15 protein-coding genes are annotated in these 16,067 nt (G+C 65.8%); 10 read left to right on the top strand and 5 right to left on the bottom strand.

What is annotated here, in order from left to right:
* The first annotated feature begins 40 nt into the window (after window positions 1–40).
* The 9 genes from OHA42_RS35750 to hpf all read left to right on the top strand — a co-directional run bounded on the left by OHA42_RS35750 (window position 41) and on the right by hpf (window position 10,563).
* The gene (locus OHA42_RS35750; protein WP_328405369.1) at window positions 41–661 is read left to right on the top strand and encodes a TetR family transcriptional regulator; all 621 of its coding nucleotides are present in this window, start codon (window positions 41–43) and stop codon (window positions 659–661) included.
* A gap of 246 nt (window positions 662–907) precedes the next feature.
* The gene (locus tag OHA42_RS35745) at window positions 908–2,011 is read left to right on the top strand and encodes an alkane 1-monooxygenase (RefSeq protein WP_406239834.1); all 1,104 of its coding nucleotides are present in this window, start codon (window positions 908–910) and stop codon (window positions 2,009–2,011) included.
* Between the two features lie 136 nt (window positions 2,012–2,147).
* Window positions 2,148–3,632 (top strand): adenosylhomocysteinase, encoded by a 1,485-nt coding sequence (gene ahcY, locus OHA42_RS35740; protein ID WP_328405367.1) that lies wholly within the window; start codon window positions 2,148–2,150, stop codon window positions 3,630–3,632.
* Between the two features lie 111 nt (window positions 3,633–3,743).
* Window positions 3,744–4,391 carry a dTMP kinase gene (locus OHA42_RS35735; RefSeq protein ID WP_406232553.1) on the top strand — a complete coding sequence of 216 codons (648 nt, stop codon included), beginning with the start codon at window positions 3,744–3,746 and terminating at the stop codon, window positions 4,389–4,391.
* A 78-nt stretch (window positions 4,392–4,469) separates the two neighbouring features.
* Window positions 4,470–5,147, top strand: coding sequence for an MtrAB system response regulator MtrA (gene mtrA / locus OHA42_RS35730; RefSeq protein WP_062984230.1), 678 nt, complete (start codon window positions 4,470–4,472; stop codon window positions 5,145–5,147).
* 74 nt (window positions 5,148–5,221) lie between these two features.
* Complete coding sequence (mtrB, locus tag OHA42_RS35725) at window positions 5,222–6,964, top strand: MtrAB system histidine kinase MtrB (protein WP_406239832.1); 1,743 nt, start codon at window positions 5,222–5,224, stop codon at window positions 6,962–6,964.
* 2 nt (window positions 6,965–6,966) lie between these two features.
* The gene (gene lpqB / locus OHA42_RS35720) at window positions 6,967–8,772 is read left to right on the top strand and encodes an MtrAB system accessory lipoprotein LpqB (protein ID WP_406232551.1); all 1,806 of its coding nucleotides are present in this window, start codon (window positions 6,967–6,969) and stop codon (window positions 8,770–8,772) included.
* A 207-nt stretch (window positions 8,773–8,979) separates the two neighbouring features.
* Window positions 8,980–9,624, top strand: coding sequence for a ComF family protein (locus OHA42_RS35715; RefSeq protein WP_406232549.1), 645 nt, complete (start codon window positions 8,980–8,982; stop codon window positions 9,622–9,624).
* A gap of 231 nt (window positions 9,625–9,855) precedes the next feature.
* Window positions 9,856–10,563, top strand: a complete 708-nt coding sequence (gene hpf, locus OHA42_RS35710) for a ribosome hibernation-promoting factor, HPF/YfiA family (protein ID WP_406239830.1) — start codon at window positions 9,856–9,858, stop codon at window positions 10,561–10,563.
* Between the two features lie 71 nt (window positions 10,564–10,634).
* On the opposite strand, the gene OHA42_RS35705 is transcribed toward hpf, so the two are convergent.
* The 3 genes from OHA42_RS35705 to OHA42_RS35695 are packed head-to-tail and all read right to left on the bottom strand — an operon-like array spanning window position 10,635 to window position 12,350.
* Entirely contained in the window at window positions 10,635–11,144 is a 510-nt protein-coding gene (locus tag OHA42_RS35705) for a hypothetical protein (protein WP_406232547.1), read from the bottom strand.
* Between the two features lie 58 nt (window positions 11,145–11,202).
* On the bottom strand, window positions 11,203–11,634 hold the full coding sequence (locus tag OHA42_RS35700) for a hypothetical protein (RefSeq protein WP_406232545.1): 432 nt from the start codon (window positions 11,632–11,634) through the stop codon (window positions 11,203–11,205).
* 11 nt (window positions 11,635–11,645) lie between these two features.
* On the bottom strand, window positions 11,646–12,350 hold the full coding sequence (locus tag OHA42_RS35695; RefSeq protein ID WP_406232544.1) for a helix-turn-helix domain-containing protein: 705 nt from the start codon (window positions 12,348–12,350) through the stop codon (window positions 11,646–11,648).
* Between the two features lie 324 nt (window positions 12,351–12,674).
* Here OHA42_RS35695 and OHA42_RS35690 point away from each other — a divergent pair, with 324 nt between their 5' ends.
* Window positions 12,675–13,967 (top strand): acetyl-CoA C-acyltransferase, encoded by a 1,293-nt coding sequence (locus OHA42_RS35690; protein WP_406232542.1) that lies wholly within the window; start codon window positions 12,675–12,677, stop codon window positions 13,965–13,967.
* 10 nt (window positions 13,968–13,977) lie between these two features.
* Here the strand turns inward: OHA42_RS35690 and bluB are convergent, their stop codons facing one another.
* Complete coding sequence (bluB, locus tag OHA42_RS35685; protein ID WP_406232540.1) at window positions 13,978–14,598, bottom strand: 5,6-dimethylbenzimidazole synthase; 621 nt, start codon at window positions 14,596–14,598, stop codon at window positions 13,978–13,980.
* A 190-nt stretch (window positions 14,599–14,788) separates the two neighbouring features.
* Window positions 14,789–16,036 carry a fatty acid desaturase family protein gene (locus OHA42_RS35680; RefSeq protein ID WP_406232538.1) on the bottom strand — a complete coding sequence of 416 codons (1,248 nt, stop codon included), beginning with the start codon at window positions 16,034–16,036 and terminating at the stop codon, window positions 14,789–14,791.
* Between the last annotated feature and the right edge of the window lie 31 nt (window positions 16,037–16,067).

Below are 16,067 nucleotides of genomic sequence, written 5' to 3'. Positions count from 1 at the left end.
GATTTTGACTGCGGCATATCGCCGTGACAATGTCGCGGGTATGCCGCGCACAGGACCGAGGGTTCCGTATCAGGAGGCGGCGCGGGAACTCCTGCGCACATCGGTTCTGGACGCGATGCGGGAACTGCTCACCGAACGGGACTGGTCGAAGATCACCCTCGGCGATGTGGCGGCACGGGCCGGGGTGAGCAGGCAGACCCTGTACAACGAATTCGGATCGCGGTCGGGCCTCGCGCAGTCCTACGCGCTGCGCCTGGCCGACGATCTGGTCGATCACGTCCGTTCGGCGATCGACGGCAATGTCGGTGATGTCAGGTCCGCTTTCCGTGAGGGGCTCGGCGGCTTCTTCCTCGAAGCCGCCGCCGATCCGCTGGTGCAGTCACTGCTCGCAGGCGAGGTGAAGCTGGACCTGTTGCGACTCATCACCCTCGACGCCGGACCGTTGCTCGAGCATGCCACCGAACGGCTCGCTGTCGCGTTCCAGCACAGCTGGGTGGCCGCGACGGCGGCGGAGTCGACAGTTCTCGCACACGCGCTGGTGCGCATCGCCCTGAGCTACATCCCGACACCCCCTGCACCGGGGCGGAATGCGCCCGCCGATCTGAGCGATTTGCTGAGTCCGTACGTCGAGGCAATTCTGGCGGCACGCGAGCGGAGTTAACGCCGCTGCGGGAGCCGACGGCGGTTTGCCGGAAGGGTGCGGTGGCTGATAGCGCCTGACAATTGGCTTGGAAACCGACTGTTAGGCATGTAACTGCCGACATCATTCGAGGCCTTCCCGGTGTGGAAGGTTCGATAAGTCTGTATGTATTGTCAGGCGTCCGAGTTGGGGTACTTACTTAGGTGGTCAAACGTGCATTCGGTTGGCAAACCGACGGGGTCGCCAGACCCCAAACGCCATCTGTGGATTCTGGGCTTGATCGCTCCGTCCAGCGCACTGTTGCCATCACAACTGGTCTTGCACACCGGCCTCGTCGTGTTCTGGTGGGTGGGCCCGATCATCGTGCTGATCGTCATTCCGGTATTGGACTGGGTGATCGGCGACGACGGCAACAACCCGCGCGACGAGGACTACGAGCTGCTGTCCAACGATCGCTACTACCGTTGGTGCACTTACCTATTCCTGCCGATCCAGCTGATCGGACTCGGCATCGCCAGCTACATGTGGGCGGGTGACGAGCTGAGCTTCGTCGACAAGCTCGGGCTCGCGGCCACTTTGGGATTCGTCAGCGGCATCGGCATCAACGCGGCGCACGAACTCGGGCATCGGGTCGAGCACTTGGAGCGCTGGCTCGCCAAGATCGCGCTGGCCCAGTCGGGCTATGGCCATTTCTTCGTCGAGCACAACCGTGGACATCACGCCAGGGTGGCGACTCCGGAGGATCCGGCCAGCGCCAGAATGGGCGAGTCGCTCTGGGAGTTCTTGCCACGCACCGTTTCCGGCGGGTTCCGTTCGGCGATCGCACTGGAACGCGAGCGTTTGACGCGCAAGGGTCACCGCTGGTGGAGCGTGCACAACCACATCCTGCAGGCGTGGTCGATGAGCCTTGCGCTGTTCGGTCTGCTGCTCGGCCTGTTCGGCTGGCGGGCGCTGCCCTGGCTGCTGCTGCAGGCCGTGATCGGAATCGCCCTGTTGGAGACGGTGAACTACGTCGAGCACTACGGGCTGCTGCGCGGGCGCAGGCCCAACGGGCTCTACGCGCGATGCTCGCCGCGCGACAGCTGGAACAGCGACCGGCTCGTCACCAACATTTTCCTGTTCCACCTGCAACGCCACAGCGACCATCACGCCAATCCCGGCCGTCGATACCAGACCTTGCGTAGCTCGGTGCAGGCGCCGCAATTGCCTGCCGGATACGCCACGATGATCGTGTTCGCGACGATTCCGCCGCTGTGGCGCGCTGTGATGGATCACCGGGTGCTCGCCCACTACGACGGTGACATCACCCTGGCGAACATTCAGCCACGCAAGCGCCGCCGTATTCTGTCGTCCTACGGGGTGACCGCATAATGGACGCTGCCGGACGAAGTCCGACCTTCGCCCGCGCAGGGGGGAACGAAGGCGAGGCAGCCGCATAGTCCAGGGGCTGATTCAGCGACTAGCCTTGCCTCGGTACTGACGAACCAGGAGAGGCTGATAGAGGCAGATGACGACCTCAGAACTTCCCGCACGCACGTCCCTGACCGCCGATGTCCGCAACGGCATCGATTACAAGGTGGCCGACCTGTCGCTGGCCGAGTTCGGCCGCAAGGAAATCCTCCTCGCCGAGCACGAAATGCCCGGCCTGATGGCGCTGCGCCGCGAATACGCGGAGGTGCTGCCACTGAAGGGTGCGCGGATCTCCGGTTCGCTGCACATGACGATCCAGACCGCGGTGCTGATCGAAACCCTCGTGAGTCTCGGCGCCGAGGTGCGCTGGGCCTCCTGCAACATCTTCTCCACCCAGGACCATGCCGCCGCGGCCATCGTCGTCGGTCCGAACGGCACCGTCGAGGAGCCCAAGGGCACGCCGGTCTTCGCCTGGAAGGGCGAAACCCTCGAGGAGTACTGGTGGGCCGCCGAGCAGATGCTCACCTGGCCGGGTGAGCCCGCCAACATGATCCTCGACGACGGTGGCGACGCCACCATGCTCGTGCTGCGCGGTGCGCAGTTCGAGAAGGCCGGCGTGGTGCCGCCCGCGGACGAGGACCACTCGGCCGAGTACACGGTCTTCCTGAACCTGCTGCGCGAGCGCTTCGAGACCGACAAGACCAAGTGGGGCAAAATCGCCGACTCGGTGCAGGGTGTCACCGAGGAGACCACCACCGGCGTGCTGCGGCTCTACCAGTTTGCCGCCGCAGGTGAGCTGGTGTTCCCGGCCATCAACGTCAACGACTCGGTCACCAAGTCGAAGTTCGACAACAAGTACGGTACCCGACACTCGCTGATCGACGGCATCAACCGCGGCACCGATGTGCTCATCGGCGGCAAGAAGGTTTTGATCTGCGGCTACGGCGATGTCGGCAAGGGCTGCGCGGAATCGCTTGCCGGACAGGGCGCTCGGGTGCAGGTCACCGAGATCGATCCGATCAATGCGCTGCAGGCGCTGATGGACGGCTACGACGTCGTCACCGTCGAGCAGGCGATCGGCAACGCCGACATCGTCATCACCTCGACCGGCAACAAGGACATCATCACCCTCGATCACATGAAGGCGATGAAGGACCAGGCCATTCTCGGCAACATCGGTCACTTCGACAACGAGATCGACATGGCGGCGCTGGAGCGTTCCGGCGCAACGCGTTTGAACATCAAGCCGCAGGTCGACCTGTGGACGTTCAAGGAGTCCGGCAAGGCGATCATCGTGCTGTCGGAGGGCCGCCTGCTGAACCTGGGCAACGCCACCGGCCACCCCTCGTTCGTCATGTCCAACAGCTTCTCCAACCAGGTGATCGCGCAGATCGAACTGTGGACCAAGCCGGACGAGTACGACAACGAGGTCTACCGGCTGCCCAAGCACCTGGACGAGAAGGTCGCCAAGATCCACGTCGAGGCGCTCGGCGGCACGCTGACCAAACTCACCAAGGATCAGGCCGAGTACATCGGCGTCGACGTCGAAGGCCCGTACAAGCCGGAGCACTATCGGTACTGACGCCTCGTCGGCATCGAGTACGCGCGGTGAAGAACATGTGTCCCGCCGGCCCCTGCGGTCGGCGGGACACTGTCGTTCGGTGCCGAACACGGCGCATGTAGCCTCCTGACCATGGGCGTGTTGATTGCGGTGGAAGGCCTCGACGGTGCGGGCAAACGCACGCTGACCGACGCCGTCGTCGCGATGCTCGCCGCGCGTGGACTGCGGACGGCCACGCTGGCCTTCCCACGCTACGGGCGTTCGGTGCATGCGGACCTCGCCGCCGAGGCGCTGCACGGCGGGCACGGTGATCTCGCGGCGTCGGTGTATGCGATGGCGTTGCTGTTCGCGCTCGATCGGGCCGATGCCCGTGACGAGTTGTCGAAACTCCTGGCGGACAATGACATCGTGATCCTGGACCGCTACGTGGCCTCCAACGCGGCCTACAACGCGGCCCGGCTGCACCAATCCATGGACGGCGAGATCGCGCGCTGGACAGCCGAATTGGAATTCGGCAGGTTCGGCATGCCCGAGCCGACGCTGCAAGTGCTGCTGGACGTCTCGACGGAAGTGGCGGCCGAGCGTGCCCGCAGCCGAGGCGAACTCGACGACAGCCGCGCTCTCGACGCCTACGAACGCGACGGCGGACTGCAGCAGCGCACCCTCGAGGTGTACCGCGAGCTGGCCGAACGGGACTGGCACGGCCGGTGGTGGATATACCGATCCGATGACGATCCGGCCTCATTGGCCTCGCGACTAGCCGAAATTGCAGGCCGATAAGGTTGGATGTGCCGCGGGATGCCACGAGTGTTGGCGTGGCGGCCCGATCCGAGCCGGAGAGATGACACCATAGTAATTATGAAGCCCAAGATTCTGGTCGTCGACGACGATATGGCGCTCGCTGAGATGCTCACGATCGTCTTGCGCGGGGAAGGGTTCGACCCGCATGTGGTCGGCGACGGTACGCAGGCGCTGGCGGCGGTTCGGGAGATCCGCCCCGATCTTGTGTTGCTGGACCTGATGCTGCCCGGCATGAACGGCATCGACGTATGCCGCGTGCTGCGGGCCGACTCCGGAGTTCCGATCGTGATGCTCACGGCGAAGACCGACACGGTCGACGTCGTGCTCGGTCTGGAGTCCGGTGCCGACGATTACATCGTCAAGCCGTTCAAGCCCAAGGAGCTCGTTGCCAGGGTGCGTGCCCGCCTGCGCCGCACCGAGGAGGAGCCCGCCGAGCTGCTGTCGATCGCCGACATCGTCATCGACGTGCCCGCCCACAAGGTGACGCGCGGCGGTGCGCAGATCTCGCTGACTCCGCTGGAGTTCGATCTGCTTGTCGCGCTCGCCCGCAAGCCCCGGCAGGTGTTCACCCGAGAGGTGCTGCTCGAGCAGGTCTGGGGCTACCGGCATGCCGCCGACACCCGCCTGGTGAACGTGCACGTGCAGCGACTGCGCGCGAAGGTCGAGAAAGATCCGGAGAACCCGGAGATCGTGCTCACCGTCCGCGGCGTCGGTTACAAGGCCGGACCCCCGTGATCGAAGGCGATGCCGATCGTTCGAACGATGGGGAAGGGGTGGCCCACCGTCTCGAACGATCGCTCGCACCGGTGATCGCCTGGTTCAAGGAGGTCGGCACCGCGCTCGGCCATGTGTGGCGTCGTTCGCTGCAACTGCGCGTCATCGTCTCCACGCTCACCTTGTCGCTGATCGTCATCACGATCCTCGGCGTGGTGCTGACCAGTCAGATCACCGATCGATTACTCGACGCCAAGATCAACGCGGCGGTCGAGGAGATGGATCGCGCCCGTAACACGGTGGAGAACCAGCTCGCGGGCGTGCACGACATCGGCACCCAGCAGCAGCGCCTCGCCGACGCGCGCAACGCGCTGTCCAACCGCGGCGGCACCGGCCAGTCCAGCGGTGCGGCAGGCAGTTTCGACTCGGCGCTGAGCATCGTCGGCGGCACGCCGCTGCAGCAGATCTCGACCGGCCCGATCCAGGAGGTGCCGGAGGAGTTGCGCCGCTATGTCGAGCGCAACCAGGTCAGCTATCAGTTCGCCACGGTCTCCGACCCCGATGGCTACCGTGGCCGTGCGCTGATCATCGGCAGCCCGAGCGCCGAGATCCCGACGCTGCAGATCTATCTGATCTTCCCGCTGGCCAACGAAGAACGCAGTCTGTCGCTGATGCGCGGCACCATGCTGATCGGCGGCATTGTGCTGCTGGTTCTCCTCGCCGCTATCACCGCGCTCGTCACACGTCAGGTGGTGCTGCCGATCCGTTCGGCCGCGCGGATCGCGGGCCGTTTCGCCGACGGCAGGCTCAAGGAGCGCATGCTGGTGCGCGGCGAAGACGACATGGCGCGACTGGCCCAGGCCTTCAACGAGATGGCCGAGAGTCTGTCCAACCAGATCACCCAGCTGGAGGAGTTCGGCAATCTGCAACGCCGCTTCACCTCCGATGTCAGCCACGAGCTGCGGACCCCGCTGACCACCGTGCGCATGGCCGCAGATCTGATCCACGGCAGCAGCGACGATCTCGACGCCGCACTCGCCCGAAGCGCCGAACTGCTCGTCACCGAGCTGGACCGCTTCGAGGGTCTGTTGAACGATCTGCTCGAGATCAGCCGTCACGACGCGGGCGTCGCCGAACTCCAGGTCGAATCCCTCGACGTGCGGATGTGCGCGCGGGCCGCGATCTCGACCGTCCGGCATTTGGCCAAGGAGGCCGGCGTCGAGGTCGTGATCGATTTGCCGGAGGATCCGTTGGTCGCCGAGGTCGATCCGCGCCGGGTCGAGCGGGTGCTGCGCAATCTGCTCGCCAACGCGATCGACCACAGTGAGGGCAAGCCGGTGCTGATCCGGATGCGCGGCGATCTCGATGCCAACGCGGTCGCGGTGATCGTCCGCGATCAGGGCATCGGCCTGCGACCTGGCGAGGAGAAGCTCGTCTTCAACCGATTCTGGCGCTCGGATCCGTCGCGGATGCGTCGTTCCGGTGGCACCGGACTCGGGCTGTCGATCAGCGTCGAGGACGCGAACCTGCACGAGGGCAAGCTGGAGGCGTGGGGTGAGGTAGGAGTCGGCGCCTGCTTCCGGCTCACGCTGCCGCTGGTGCGCGGCAAGAAGCTCGGTGCCAGCCCGCTGCCGCTCGAGCCTGTGTTGCGCAAGAACGCACAGCTGCGTGCGGTCGAAGCCGCGCCCGCGAGCAATGGCGAGGTCGAGCGGCCCGCGGTGGTGGCGGAGCCGGAACCGGTCGAGCGTGCCGAGGTGACGAACGGCACTGGACCGCAGACCGACCAGAGTGCCGCCGCCGACGCCGAAGCCGCCGAACCGGGGGACGTACAGTCATGAGGATGCGTGCCTGGTATCCGATGTCGCACCGGCGGTCCGCGCTCGGTGCGGCCGCCATCGCTGCGTTGCTGATGCTCACCGGCTGTGCGAGTCTGCCGGAGTCCTCGGCGCCACAGGCGCTCGGCACCATCAACAGGGAGCCGACCAACGACGGTCCGCCGCCGCCCATCGCGGGACGCGATCCCGACCTGCTGCTGCGTGATTTCCTGCAGGCCACCGCGGATCCGACCAACCGGCACCTGGCCGCTCGGCAGTACATGACGCCGTCGGCGTCGGCGCAATGGGACGACACGGCGAGCACGACGATCGTCGAGAAGACGGACACGCTGCGTGAATCGCGTGTCGGAGACAAGGCGACCTATGTGATCCGAACGCACAAGGTCGGTGAGCTGGCGCCGGACGGCGCCTATCGGGCAAACGACTTGCCGCTGGAAAACAAGATCGAAATGTCGAAGGTCGACGGTGAGTGGCGCATCGACCAGCTGCCGGACGGCGTGATCATGGACCACTCCGCGTTCGCCAAGTCCTACCGGCGCTACGTGCTGTATTTCATCGACCCCTCCGGCACCACCGTGGTCCCCGATCTGCGGTGGATCTCGGTTGCCAAGAATCAATTGACCCAACGACTGACGACCCTGCTCACCGAGGGCAGCCAGCCCGCACTGGCGACCGTGGTGCGCAACGAGCTGGCGCCGCCGGTCGCGCTGCGCGGGCCGATCACCAAGGCGGGCAGCGATCCCGGTGAAGTCGGTGTCGGGCTCGGCGGGGTGCGCCTCGACTTCGCAGGCGCCGCCAACCTGTCGCCACGCGACCGAGAACTGCTTGCCGGGCAGGTGGTCCTCACGCTGGCAGGCGCCGACATCCTCGGCCCGTACATGCTGTTTGCAGACGGCAAACCGCTGGACGATCGATTCGCCGCCGGCTGGTCGGTCGCCGACGTCGACCATCTCAGCGTGGCGGCACACACGAAGAATCGGATCGGATTGCACGCCCTGCGCAACGGATCCCTCGTGCAGGTCACTGCGGACGGAATGGTCACCCCGCCCGGTTACTTCGGTGCTGTGAACAACCTGCAGTCGGTGGGTCTGTCACCGGATGGCCAACTGGTCGCCGCCGTCGCCGATGCTGGACGGCCGCCCCCCGAACCGCCGCGCACGCTGATGGTCGGCAGCTACGGCGGCAATGCGTTCCCCGTCGCCGAGGGCACGACCATCTCCAGGCCATCCTGGAATGCCGACGGCAGTGCCGCATGGGTGGTCATAGACGGCGAACGGGTGATCCGCGCGGTCAACGACCGGACCACCGGAACCGTCTCGGTGCAGGATGTCGACATCTCGGCGCTGACCTCGGCGATTCCCAGCCTGACATTCCGGCTGCCGATAACCGAACTACGCGTCTCTCGAACCGGGGTGCGTGCTGCGCTGATCGCCGACGGCAAGGTCTATGTCGCGGTCATCGTCCCACAGCCGAACGGCAAGTACGCCCTGACCTCACCGCTTCCGCTGGCCGTCGGACTGAGCACGGCCGCCGTCTCGGTGGACTGGCTCGGTGCCGACACCCTGCTCATCGCCCGCGCGGGCGATGTCGACCCGGTGAGTTCTGTGTCCGTGGACGGTTCCCAACCGCTCCCGCAGACAAGCCAGAATCTGACCCCGCCGGTGCGGCTGGTGAGCGCGTCACCGGAACACCAGTACGTCGCGGATTTGCGTGCGGTACTGGAGCTGACCAGCAACCCCGGCGGTGGCGAGCCCTACTGGCGTGAGGTGCCCGGTCTCGGCGCGAATGCCATTCCGGTCCTGCCCGGCTGATCGTCGTGGTTGTCCGATCGCCCGCGCTCGAGCGCTACCGGCAATCGGTGACCCGATGTGCTTCGGACCCACCCGGCGTAGCGGCGTAATGGTTGTGCTGGAACGGAATCGGCGACCAAATCGGCTTGCCATCTCAGTGGCAGCGCCCGGTTTACGTCGCGAGGTCGGTCGATCGAACTTGTCGGTGGGTGCGCGCACACTCGGGTGATGCGGACACTGCTGGATCTCGTGCTGCCGTCGGCCTGTGCCGGATGTGGGGCGGCCGGGGTCGGCTGGTGCGCCGATTGTGCGGCGGTGCTGACACTCGGGCCGGTGCGGGTGCGGCCGCGTACCGAGCCCGGGGTGCCGTGTTGGGCGCTCACGAAATATGCGGGTCCTGGGCGGCGGGCGGTACTCTCGGCCAAGGAGCACGGGCGCCGCGATCTGGCGGAGCCGCTCGGCATGGCACTGTCAACTGCGTTAGCGCTATTGCGGGCCGAGGGTCGGCCGCTGGTGTTGATTCCGGCGCCGAGCAGAAGTGTGGCCGCGCGCCGTCGGGGCGGGGATCCCGTGGTGCATACGACCCATGCCGCGGCGAGGTGGCTGCCCGATTGCCGGGTGGTACCGATGTTGCGGGTGTGGTGGGGTGTGCGGGATTCGGTGGGCTTGACAGCCGCTGAGCGGCGGCGCAATCTCCGGGGCCGAATCGTGGTGGCGCGCAGTCGCTGCGGTGGGGCGGTGATACCGGAGAATGCTGAGGTAGTGCTGGTCGACGACGTGCTGACGACCGGAGCCACCGCCTCCGAATCGGTCCGGATGTTAGCTGGAATCGGGGTACCGGTACGTGCCGTGGTGGTTACGTGTGCTGCTTGACTCCGGGAAATTTGCGTGAACACTGGCGTACCGCCCGATGTCGTACTACCGTCGCGGTCACACACCCGAACCGGCAGTTTGGAGGTGGCGCCTCGGACATCAATGTGCCGAGAGATTGTCAATCGGCACGGCTCATCCCGCCGCACGTGCATCGGTTTGTGCGGCCATATCCGGGAGGTACGCGTGACGACTTCTTCACGACCTTCAGTGAAAGATGCCGATTCTCTGGTGCTGGATTCCGGCACCCAGGATCAGACAGAGCAACCCCCAGCGGACCGTCCTAGGACCCCTAGCGCGGACGTCGTGGTGAAAGGTCGCAACGTCGAGGTACCTGATCACTTCCGAATCTACGTCGCGGAGAAACTCTCCCGACTCGAACGTTTCGATCCGTCGATCTTCCTCTTCGACGTCGAGCTCTTCCATGAACGAAATCGTCGACAGCGCAAGAGCTGCCAGCGAGTCGAGATCACCGCACGCGGCAAGGGTCCGATCGTCCGGGCGGAGGCCTGCGCGGATAGTTTCTATGCCGCATTCGAATCGGTGACTGCGAAGCTGGAGAGCCGGTTGCGCCGGACCAAGGATCGGCGCCGGGTGCACTACGGCGACAAGACCCCGGTGTCGGTTGCCCAGGCCACCGCGGACCTGATCGACGATTCCCTGTTCATTCACACCAACGGCACTATGGCGCACGACCACCCCGAGGGCGAAGGCCGCCGTGCTTCCGAAACGTCGGAGGCAACGGACTACGAGGCCGGCCCCGGTCACATCGTCCGCACCAAGGTCCACGCCGCGACTCCGATGACCGTCGATGACGCCCTCTACCAGATGGAACTCGTCGGCCACGACTTCTTCCTCTTCCAGGACAAAGAGACCGACCGACCGTCGGTCGTCTACCGTCGGCACGCCTTCGACTACGGCCTTATCCGGCTCGCGTACTAACCACGCTCCGCGTCTCCGGGTATTCAGCGCACCGAGTTGGATGCCCGGAGAACTGCGATGCGCGCGGGCGTTCACCGTCTGTCGCGGAAGAATGTCTTGTGTAGCAAGGATTCTCGGCGTTGGGGGCGCATGGCCTGGAGCATGACCAGGTCGGCGAAGGTTTCGGCGTCGCGCTCGCGGGTGGATTCGTAATCGCTGCGACCGAGGACGTGTGCGATGGATTCCGGGGAGATCGAGGGGAGCAGATCGGTGATCACGGCGTAGTTCTGCGTCGGGGGACGTGACGGTTCGGCGCCGTGTCCGAGCAGCATGTGCCCGAGTTCGTGCACGATGATGTGCTCGGCATGCCATTCGGTGGTGTCCGCGCCATAGGCGATGACGTCGCTGTCGTGCTTGGCGATCCACAGGCCGCTGCCGGTGCCGCAGCCGGTGCCCGAGAGGATGGGGGTGTTGACGGGAAGCAGGGTGATCGTCCGGCCGCGATGGGCGGCGACTGCGTTCAGGTAGGTCGGCAGATCCCACGGGTGGGGTATCGGGACGGTCCGGGAAAGTTCCCGAAATCGGCTGTCCAAACCGGCCATTCGATGCGATCTCCTACCTACAGCGGCACTACGGTTCCCGCCCCGGTAGGAGACGATGTTACCGAGTCGGAGGCCCGAGTCGATCCGCGCTCTCGATGATGGCGGTGAGCATGGCGGGATCGATGTCGGAACCGCGCAGTGCGATGCTCGCGACATTGGCGTCGCGCATGGTCGCGAGCAGCTCCAATTCCCGGTCGATCGCAACCGCGGCCTGCCCCGACGTGGTGAGGTAGTCGGCGCTCACGCCGAAGCACTGGGCGATCGCGGCGAGCACGGTTCTATCGACCGCGCCGGCCGCCTCGTCGAATTCGCCGCGGCGCAATCTGTCGATGTCACTCTCGCGCACCTCGCGCCGCAGTTGGCCGCTGACGTGCTCGGCCACCGACGATGTACTGCGTTCGGGAGCCGAGCGTGGGTGCACGGTGGCGAACAGCCGGTTGATCTTCTGGCTGAGCGCGAGACTTGCTCGGGCCGCCGCGTCGTCGATCATGTCCTTCACCCTCAGTGCCTGCCGTTCCGGATCGGTGTCGGACCATTGTTGGCTGCCAGCCAGCGGGCCCGAAACCGGGCCTCGGTGGTGGCGTCCACATCCTCGGTTCGGCCTGCCAACCAGCGGCGATAGCGGCGCTCTTCGAACTCCGACGGATCGTCGGCCTCGGCGGGCACCTCCAGTAGATGCGCAAACGCCATCTCGACGAGCGGATGCAGGTGCCTGCCCGGCCCGCCGTTGCGTTCGAGCATTGCCGTCGCATAGCGCGCCGATAATCGGGAGACGACGGCGTTGAGGTCCGAAATCGCCGAGACCACATGGGGTTCGGTCGTTCGGCCGCGCTCGACCGCGTCGTTGAGTCGGCCGGCCGCCGCGAGCAGGCCGGTCAGGTCCGAGATTTCGAAACGGATCGAATCGGGTCCCGACACGATCGATTCGTCGGATCTCGGCGCGTGCATGTCGACGTCGTGTGCGGCCGGGGCGCCGCCCGCGTAGGTGCGCGCGGCACTGCCCGGCAGCCAGCGCAGGGGCGCGTCGAGTTTGTTGAGTGTGTGTGTGCTGATTGCCGCGTCGCCGTCTTCGATCTTCCTGATCGTCGGCGCCGAGGGCCCTCCAAGATCACCGATCTGCATCTGGGTGAGGCCGAGTTCATCCCGGCGCTCCTTGATGATTCGGCCGAAGCGCTTCTGTCGCGACAGCTCCGAAGGGCTCTGCATAGTGGGCCTCATGGTAGATCCAGCGTAGGCAAAAAGACAAGTTGATAGAAAGTATTTGAAAAATCCATGAGAAAATTGCTACTGTTTCTTCGCGCCGAGTGGACGACGTCGGCCTTGCGAAGTGTCGGCTTTGGGCAGTTCCGGAACGAGCAGGGGCGTTCGCCGGGACTGGCGCCCGGTCTGTTGCGCAATGGCGCGTGGCAGGCCGGCTCACCGGCGACGAACCGGCTCAGCGGCACTGGAGGGGATCGCTGAGCCGGGGGCGTGGCGCCGGAACTTACCTTGAAGTAAGTTAGGGGGTCGAGGCTCTCGAAGGGAAAACCCATGGCTACCAAAGCTGCTCGCCGTGCTGTCATTGTTTCCGGTGCCCGGACGCCGTTCGTGCGGGCGTTCGCCGAATACACGCGAATGGATTCGATCGCGCTGGCGGATGCGGCGGTGCGGGGCCTGCTGGAGCGGACCGGGCTGCCGGGCGCGCAGGTACAGGCCATTGTGTGGGGCGGGGTGATCCTGCCGAGCGTCGCACCGAACATCGCTCGGGAGATCGCGCTGGATCTGGGGCTCGACGCCGGGTGCGAGGGGTACACGGTGACGCGAGCCTGTGCGTCCGGATTGCAGGCGGTGACGTCGGCGGCCGCGGCGATCGAGCGCGGCGAGTACGACATCATGATCGCCGGTGGCAGCGATTCCACCAGCAATGCCGAGGTGAAGCTGCCGCAAAAGGTGGTGCACGCGGCCGCGCCGCTCGCACTCGGCAAGCCGAAGCCGAAGGATTACCTGTCCGCGATCGCGCAGCTCGCGCCTTTCACCGATCTGCTGCCGAGCAGGCCGAAAATCGCCGAGCGCACCACCGGTGAGGTGATGGGAGAGTCGGCGGAGAAGATGGCCCGCATCCACGGTGTCAGCCGCGCCGATCAGGACGAATTCGCCGCGCGCTCACACCACCGCGCCGCCGCTGCCATCGAGTCGGGACGCTTCGACGACGAAGTACTGCGGGTGCGCACCCCGCAGGGCGTCGAGGTAGCGCGTGACGGGTTGGTGCGCGGGGACACCAGCATCGAGAAGTTGGCGCGCCTGAAGCCGGTGTTCGCCGCCGACGGCAGCGTCACCGCAGGCAATGCCAGCCCGCTCACCGACGGCGCCTCCGCGGTGCTGCTGATGAGCGAGGAGAAGGCGCACGCACTCGGCTACCGGCCGCTTGCCGCCTTCCGTTCCTGGAGCTACGTGAGCGTCGATCCGACCGACCAGGTGCTCATCGGCCCCGCCATCTCCATGCCACGGGCTTTGGACAAGGCCGGAATGTCCTTGGGCGACATCGACTTCGTCGATATCCACGAGGCGTTCGCCGCCCAGACTCTGTCGGTGCTTGCCGCACTGAACAGCGACGAATGGGCGAAGACCAGGCTCGACCGGGACACCGCGGTCGGCGCGGTCGACATCGACAAGCTCAACGTGCACGGCGGCTCGGTCTCGCTCGGCCACCCGTTCGGCGCGACCGGCGCCCGCATGGTCACCACCATGGCCAACGAGCTCGCCCGCACCGGCAAGAGCGCCGCCCTCCTCGGTATCTGCGCCGCGGGTGGCATCGGCGCCTCGGCGGTACTGGAGCGCGTCTGAGCCCGGCTGCTCAGTTCCGGTAGGTCTCCTGGTGCACTGCGTCCGCCAGGGGACGTCCGGTGTGCCAGCCGAACCGTTCCAGGTCGGGAACCCGCTGAAATTCGTGGACCGGGCCGACGCAGAGCCAGGCGACCGGACGGATGCCGTCCGGGAGGCCGACAAGATCGGTGAGGAATTCCGCATCATAGAACGACACCCAGCCGACGCCGACCTGCTCTGCGGTTGCGGCCAGCCAGAGGTTCTGGATCGCCAGAACCGCAGAGTAGACACCGGTTTCGGGGACGGTTGCCCGCCCGAGCACCTGGGGGCCACCGCGGTTGTGGTCGTAGGTGACCACGATGCCGGTGCCGCTCTCGGTGATGCCCTCGACCTTGATCGGCTCGAACGTCGCCGCACGCTCCGGCGGCAGCGCATCCCGGAATTCGATCCGTTTGTCCGCGACGTGGCCGGCGAACCTGCGCAGGGTCACCGGATCTCGCACGACCACGAAGTCCCACGGCTGTGAGTTGCCGACACTCGGTGCCCGATGAGCGGCATCGAGAATCTGCCACAGCGTCGCATCGTCGACGACGTCTCCGGTGAACTCCGCCCGCACATCGCGTCGCAACCGGATGGCGTCGTACACGCTCAAATGATCAGCACACACGAGGCCAGTCAACCAGCAGCGAACCGTCACCTGCACCCGGGACGTAGGTTGGGTACCTCGTCGACGGCTGCTCGGGGGATATGAGGTGCATCGGTCGATGAGCGCCGCGGTCGAGGCAGTCGCGTGCGGGTTGGCCGCGGCGGGAAAGACGAAGGCGAACGGTGTGGGCTGCTGATCAGCCGATGGGTACGGCGCGGCGGGTGAAACGACGCCGGCTCTCGGTGAGCGCCGTGCGCAGGCCGCGGCGCTTGCCGGTGATCGGGTCGATCATCGGGTGGGTGTCACCCTCGAACTTGCGTTCCGAGGCGGTCTCGGGGGCATCGTCGGTGGTGGCGCGCAGGTACTTGTTGGGCAGCGCCAGCTTGAGGATGGTGCGCCAGGACTTGAAGTACTGCACCGGCAGCGAGCCGGTGGTGTAGGGCAGGTCGTACTTCTCGGCGAGGGCGCGCACCTTCACCGCGATGTCGGCGTAGCGGTTGCTCGGCAGGTCGGGGAATAGGTGGTGCTCGATCTGGTGGCTGAGGTTGCCGGTCATGAAATGCATGACGGGGCTGCCGGAGATGTTGGCGCTGCCCAGCATCTGGCGAAGGTACCACTGGCCCTTGGATTCACCATCGATGTCGGCCTTGGTGAACTTCTCGGCGCCGTCGGGAAAGTGTCCGCAGAAGATCACCGCGTTGGTCCAGACGTTGCGGACCATATTGGCGGCGATATTCGCGGTCAGCGTCGAGAGGAACGCGGGGCCGGTCAGCAGTGGGAACAGCAGATAGTCCTTGCCGACCTGCTTGCCGATCTTCAACAGCACCTCGCGGCGCTTGACCTCGAACTCGGCCCGCTCTGGTGAGCCCTCCTTGTACCGGCCCACCTTGCCCAGCTCCAGATGCTGGACCGCGACACCGTATTCGAAGAACAGCTGCAGCAGCAGGTTGTAGACGGGGTTGCCGATATTGAACGGCTTCCAGCGCTGGTCGCGGGTGACGCGCAGCAGCCCGTAGCCGATGTCGTCATCCATGCCGAGCACGTTGGTGTACTTGTGGTGCAGGTAGTTGTGCGTCTGCTTCCAGTGCTTGGACGGCCCGGTGTTGTCCCATTCCCACGAGCTGGAGTGGACCTCGGGATCGTTCATCCAGTCCCACTGGCCGTGCATGACGTTGTGCCCGATCTCCATGTTCTCGATGATCTTGGCGGTGCCGAGCAGGGCGACGCCCGCCAGCCAGGCCGGCGGCAGGAAGCTGGCGAACAGCACGGCGCGGCCACTGATCTCGAGGGCGCGCTGCAGCCGGATAACGTTGCGGATGTACTGCGCATCGCGCACGCCGCGCGAGGCTTCGATATCACGGCGGATCGCGTCGAACTCCGCGCCGAGCGCTTCTACATCGGCTTCGGTGAGGTGTGCGTATTCCTTGACATCCGAGATCGCCATGGCGGTTACAGTACCGTAAGTTACGAGACCG

Origin of the sequence: Nocardia sp. NBC_01009 (assembly GCF_045208035.1) — a bacterium.
Taxonomy (GTDB): domain Bacteria; phylum Actinomycetota; class Actinomycetes; order Mycobacteriales; family Mycobacteriaceae; genus Nocardia.
The sequence above is the reverse complement of the archived record's forward strand: the minus strand, read 5'-3'. Positions and strand labels throughout refer to the sequence as shown.

Excerpts from the sequence above, each read along its gene's own strand:
- OHA42_RS35750 (WP_328405369.1), top strand. The coding sequence starts at position 41 with ATGCCGCGCACAGGACCGAGGGTTCCGTATCAGGAGGCGGCGCGGGAA.
- ahcY (WP_328405367.1), top strand. The coding sequence starts at position 2,148 with ATGACGACCTCAGAACTTCCCGCACGCACGTCCCTGACCGCCGATGTC.
- OHA42_RS35735 (WP_406232553.1), top strand. The coding sequence starts at position 3,744 with ATGGGCGTGTTGATTGCGGTGGAAGGCCTCGACGGTGCGGGCAAACGC.
- mtrA (WP_062984230.1), top strand. The coding sequence starts at position 4,470 with ATGAAGCCCAAGATTCTGGTCGTCGACGACGATATGGCGCTCGCTGAG.
- lpqB (WP_406232551.1), top strand. The coding sequence starts at position 6,967 with ATGCGTGCCTGGTATCCGATGTCGCACCGGCGGTCCGCGCTCGGTGCG.
- OHA42_RS35715 (WP_406232549.1), top strand. The coding sequence starts at position 8,980 with ATGCGGACACTGCTGGATCTCGTGCTGCCGTCGGCCTGTGCCGGATGT.
- OHA42_RS35705 (WP_406232547.1), bottom strand. The coding sequence starts at position 11,144 with ATGGCCGGTTTGGACAGCCGATTTCGGGAACTTTCCCGGACCGTCCCG.
- OHA42_RS35700 (WP_406232545.1), bottom strand. The coding sequence starts at position 11,634 with ATGATCGACGACGCGGCGGCCCGAGCAAGTCTCGCGCTCAGCCAGAAG.
- OHA42_RS35695 (WP_406232544.1), bottom strand. The coding sequence starts at position 12,350 with ATGCAGAGCCCTTCGGAGCTGTCGCGACAGAAGCGCTTCGGCCGAATC.
- OHA42_RS35690 (WP_406232542.1), top strand. The coding sequence starts at position 12,675 with ATGGCTACCAAAGCTGCTCGCCGTGCTGTCATTGTTTCCGGTGCCCGG.
- OHA42_RS35680 (WP_406232538.1), bottom strand. The coding sequence starts at position 16,036 with ATGGCGATCTCGGATGTCAAGGAATACGCACACCTCACCGAAGCCGAT.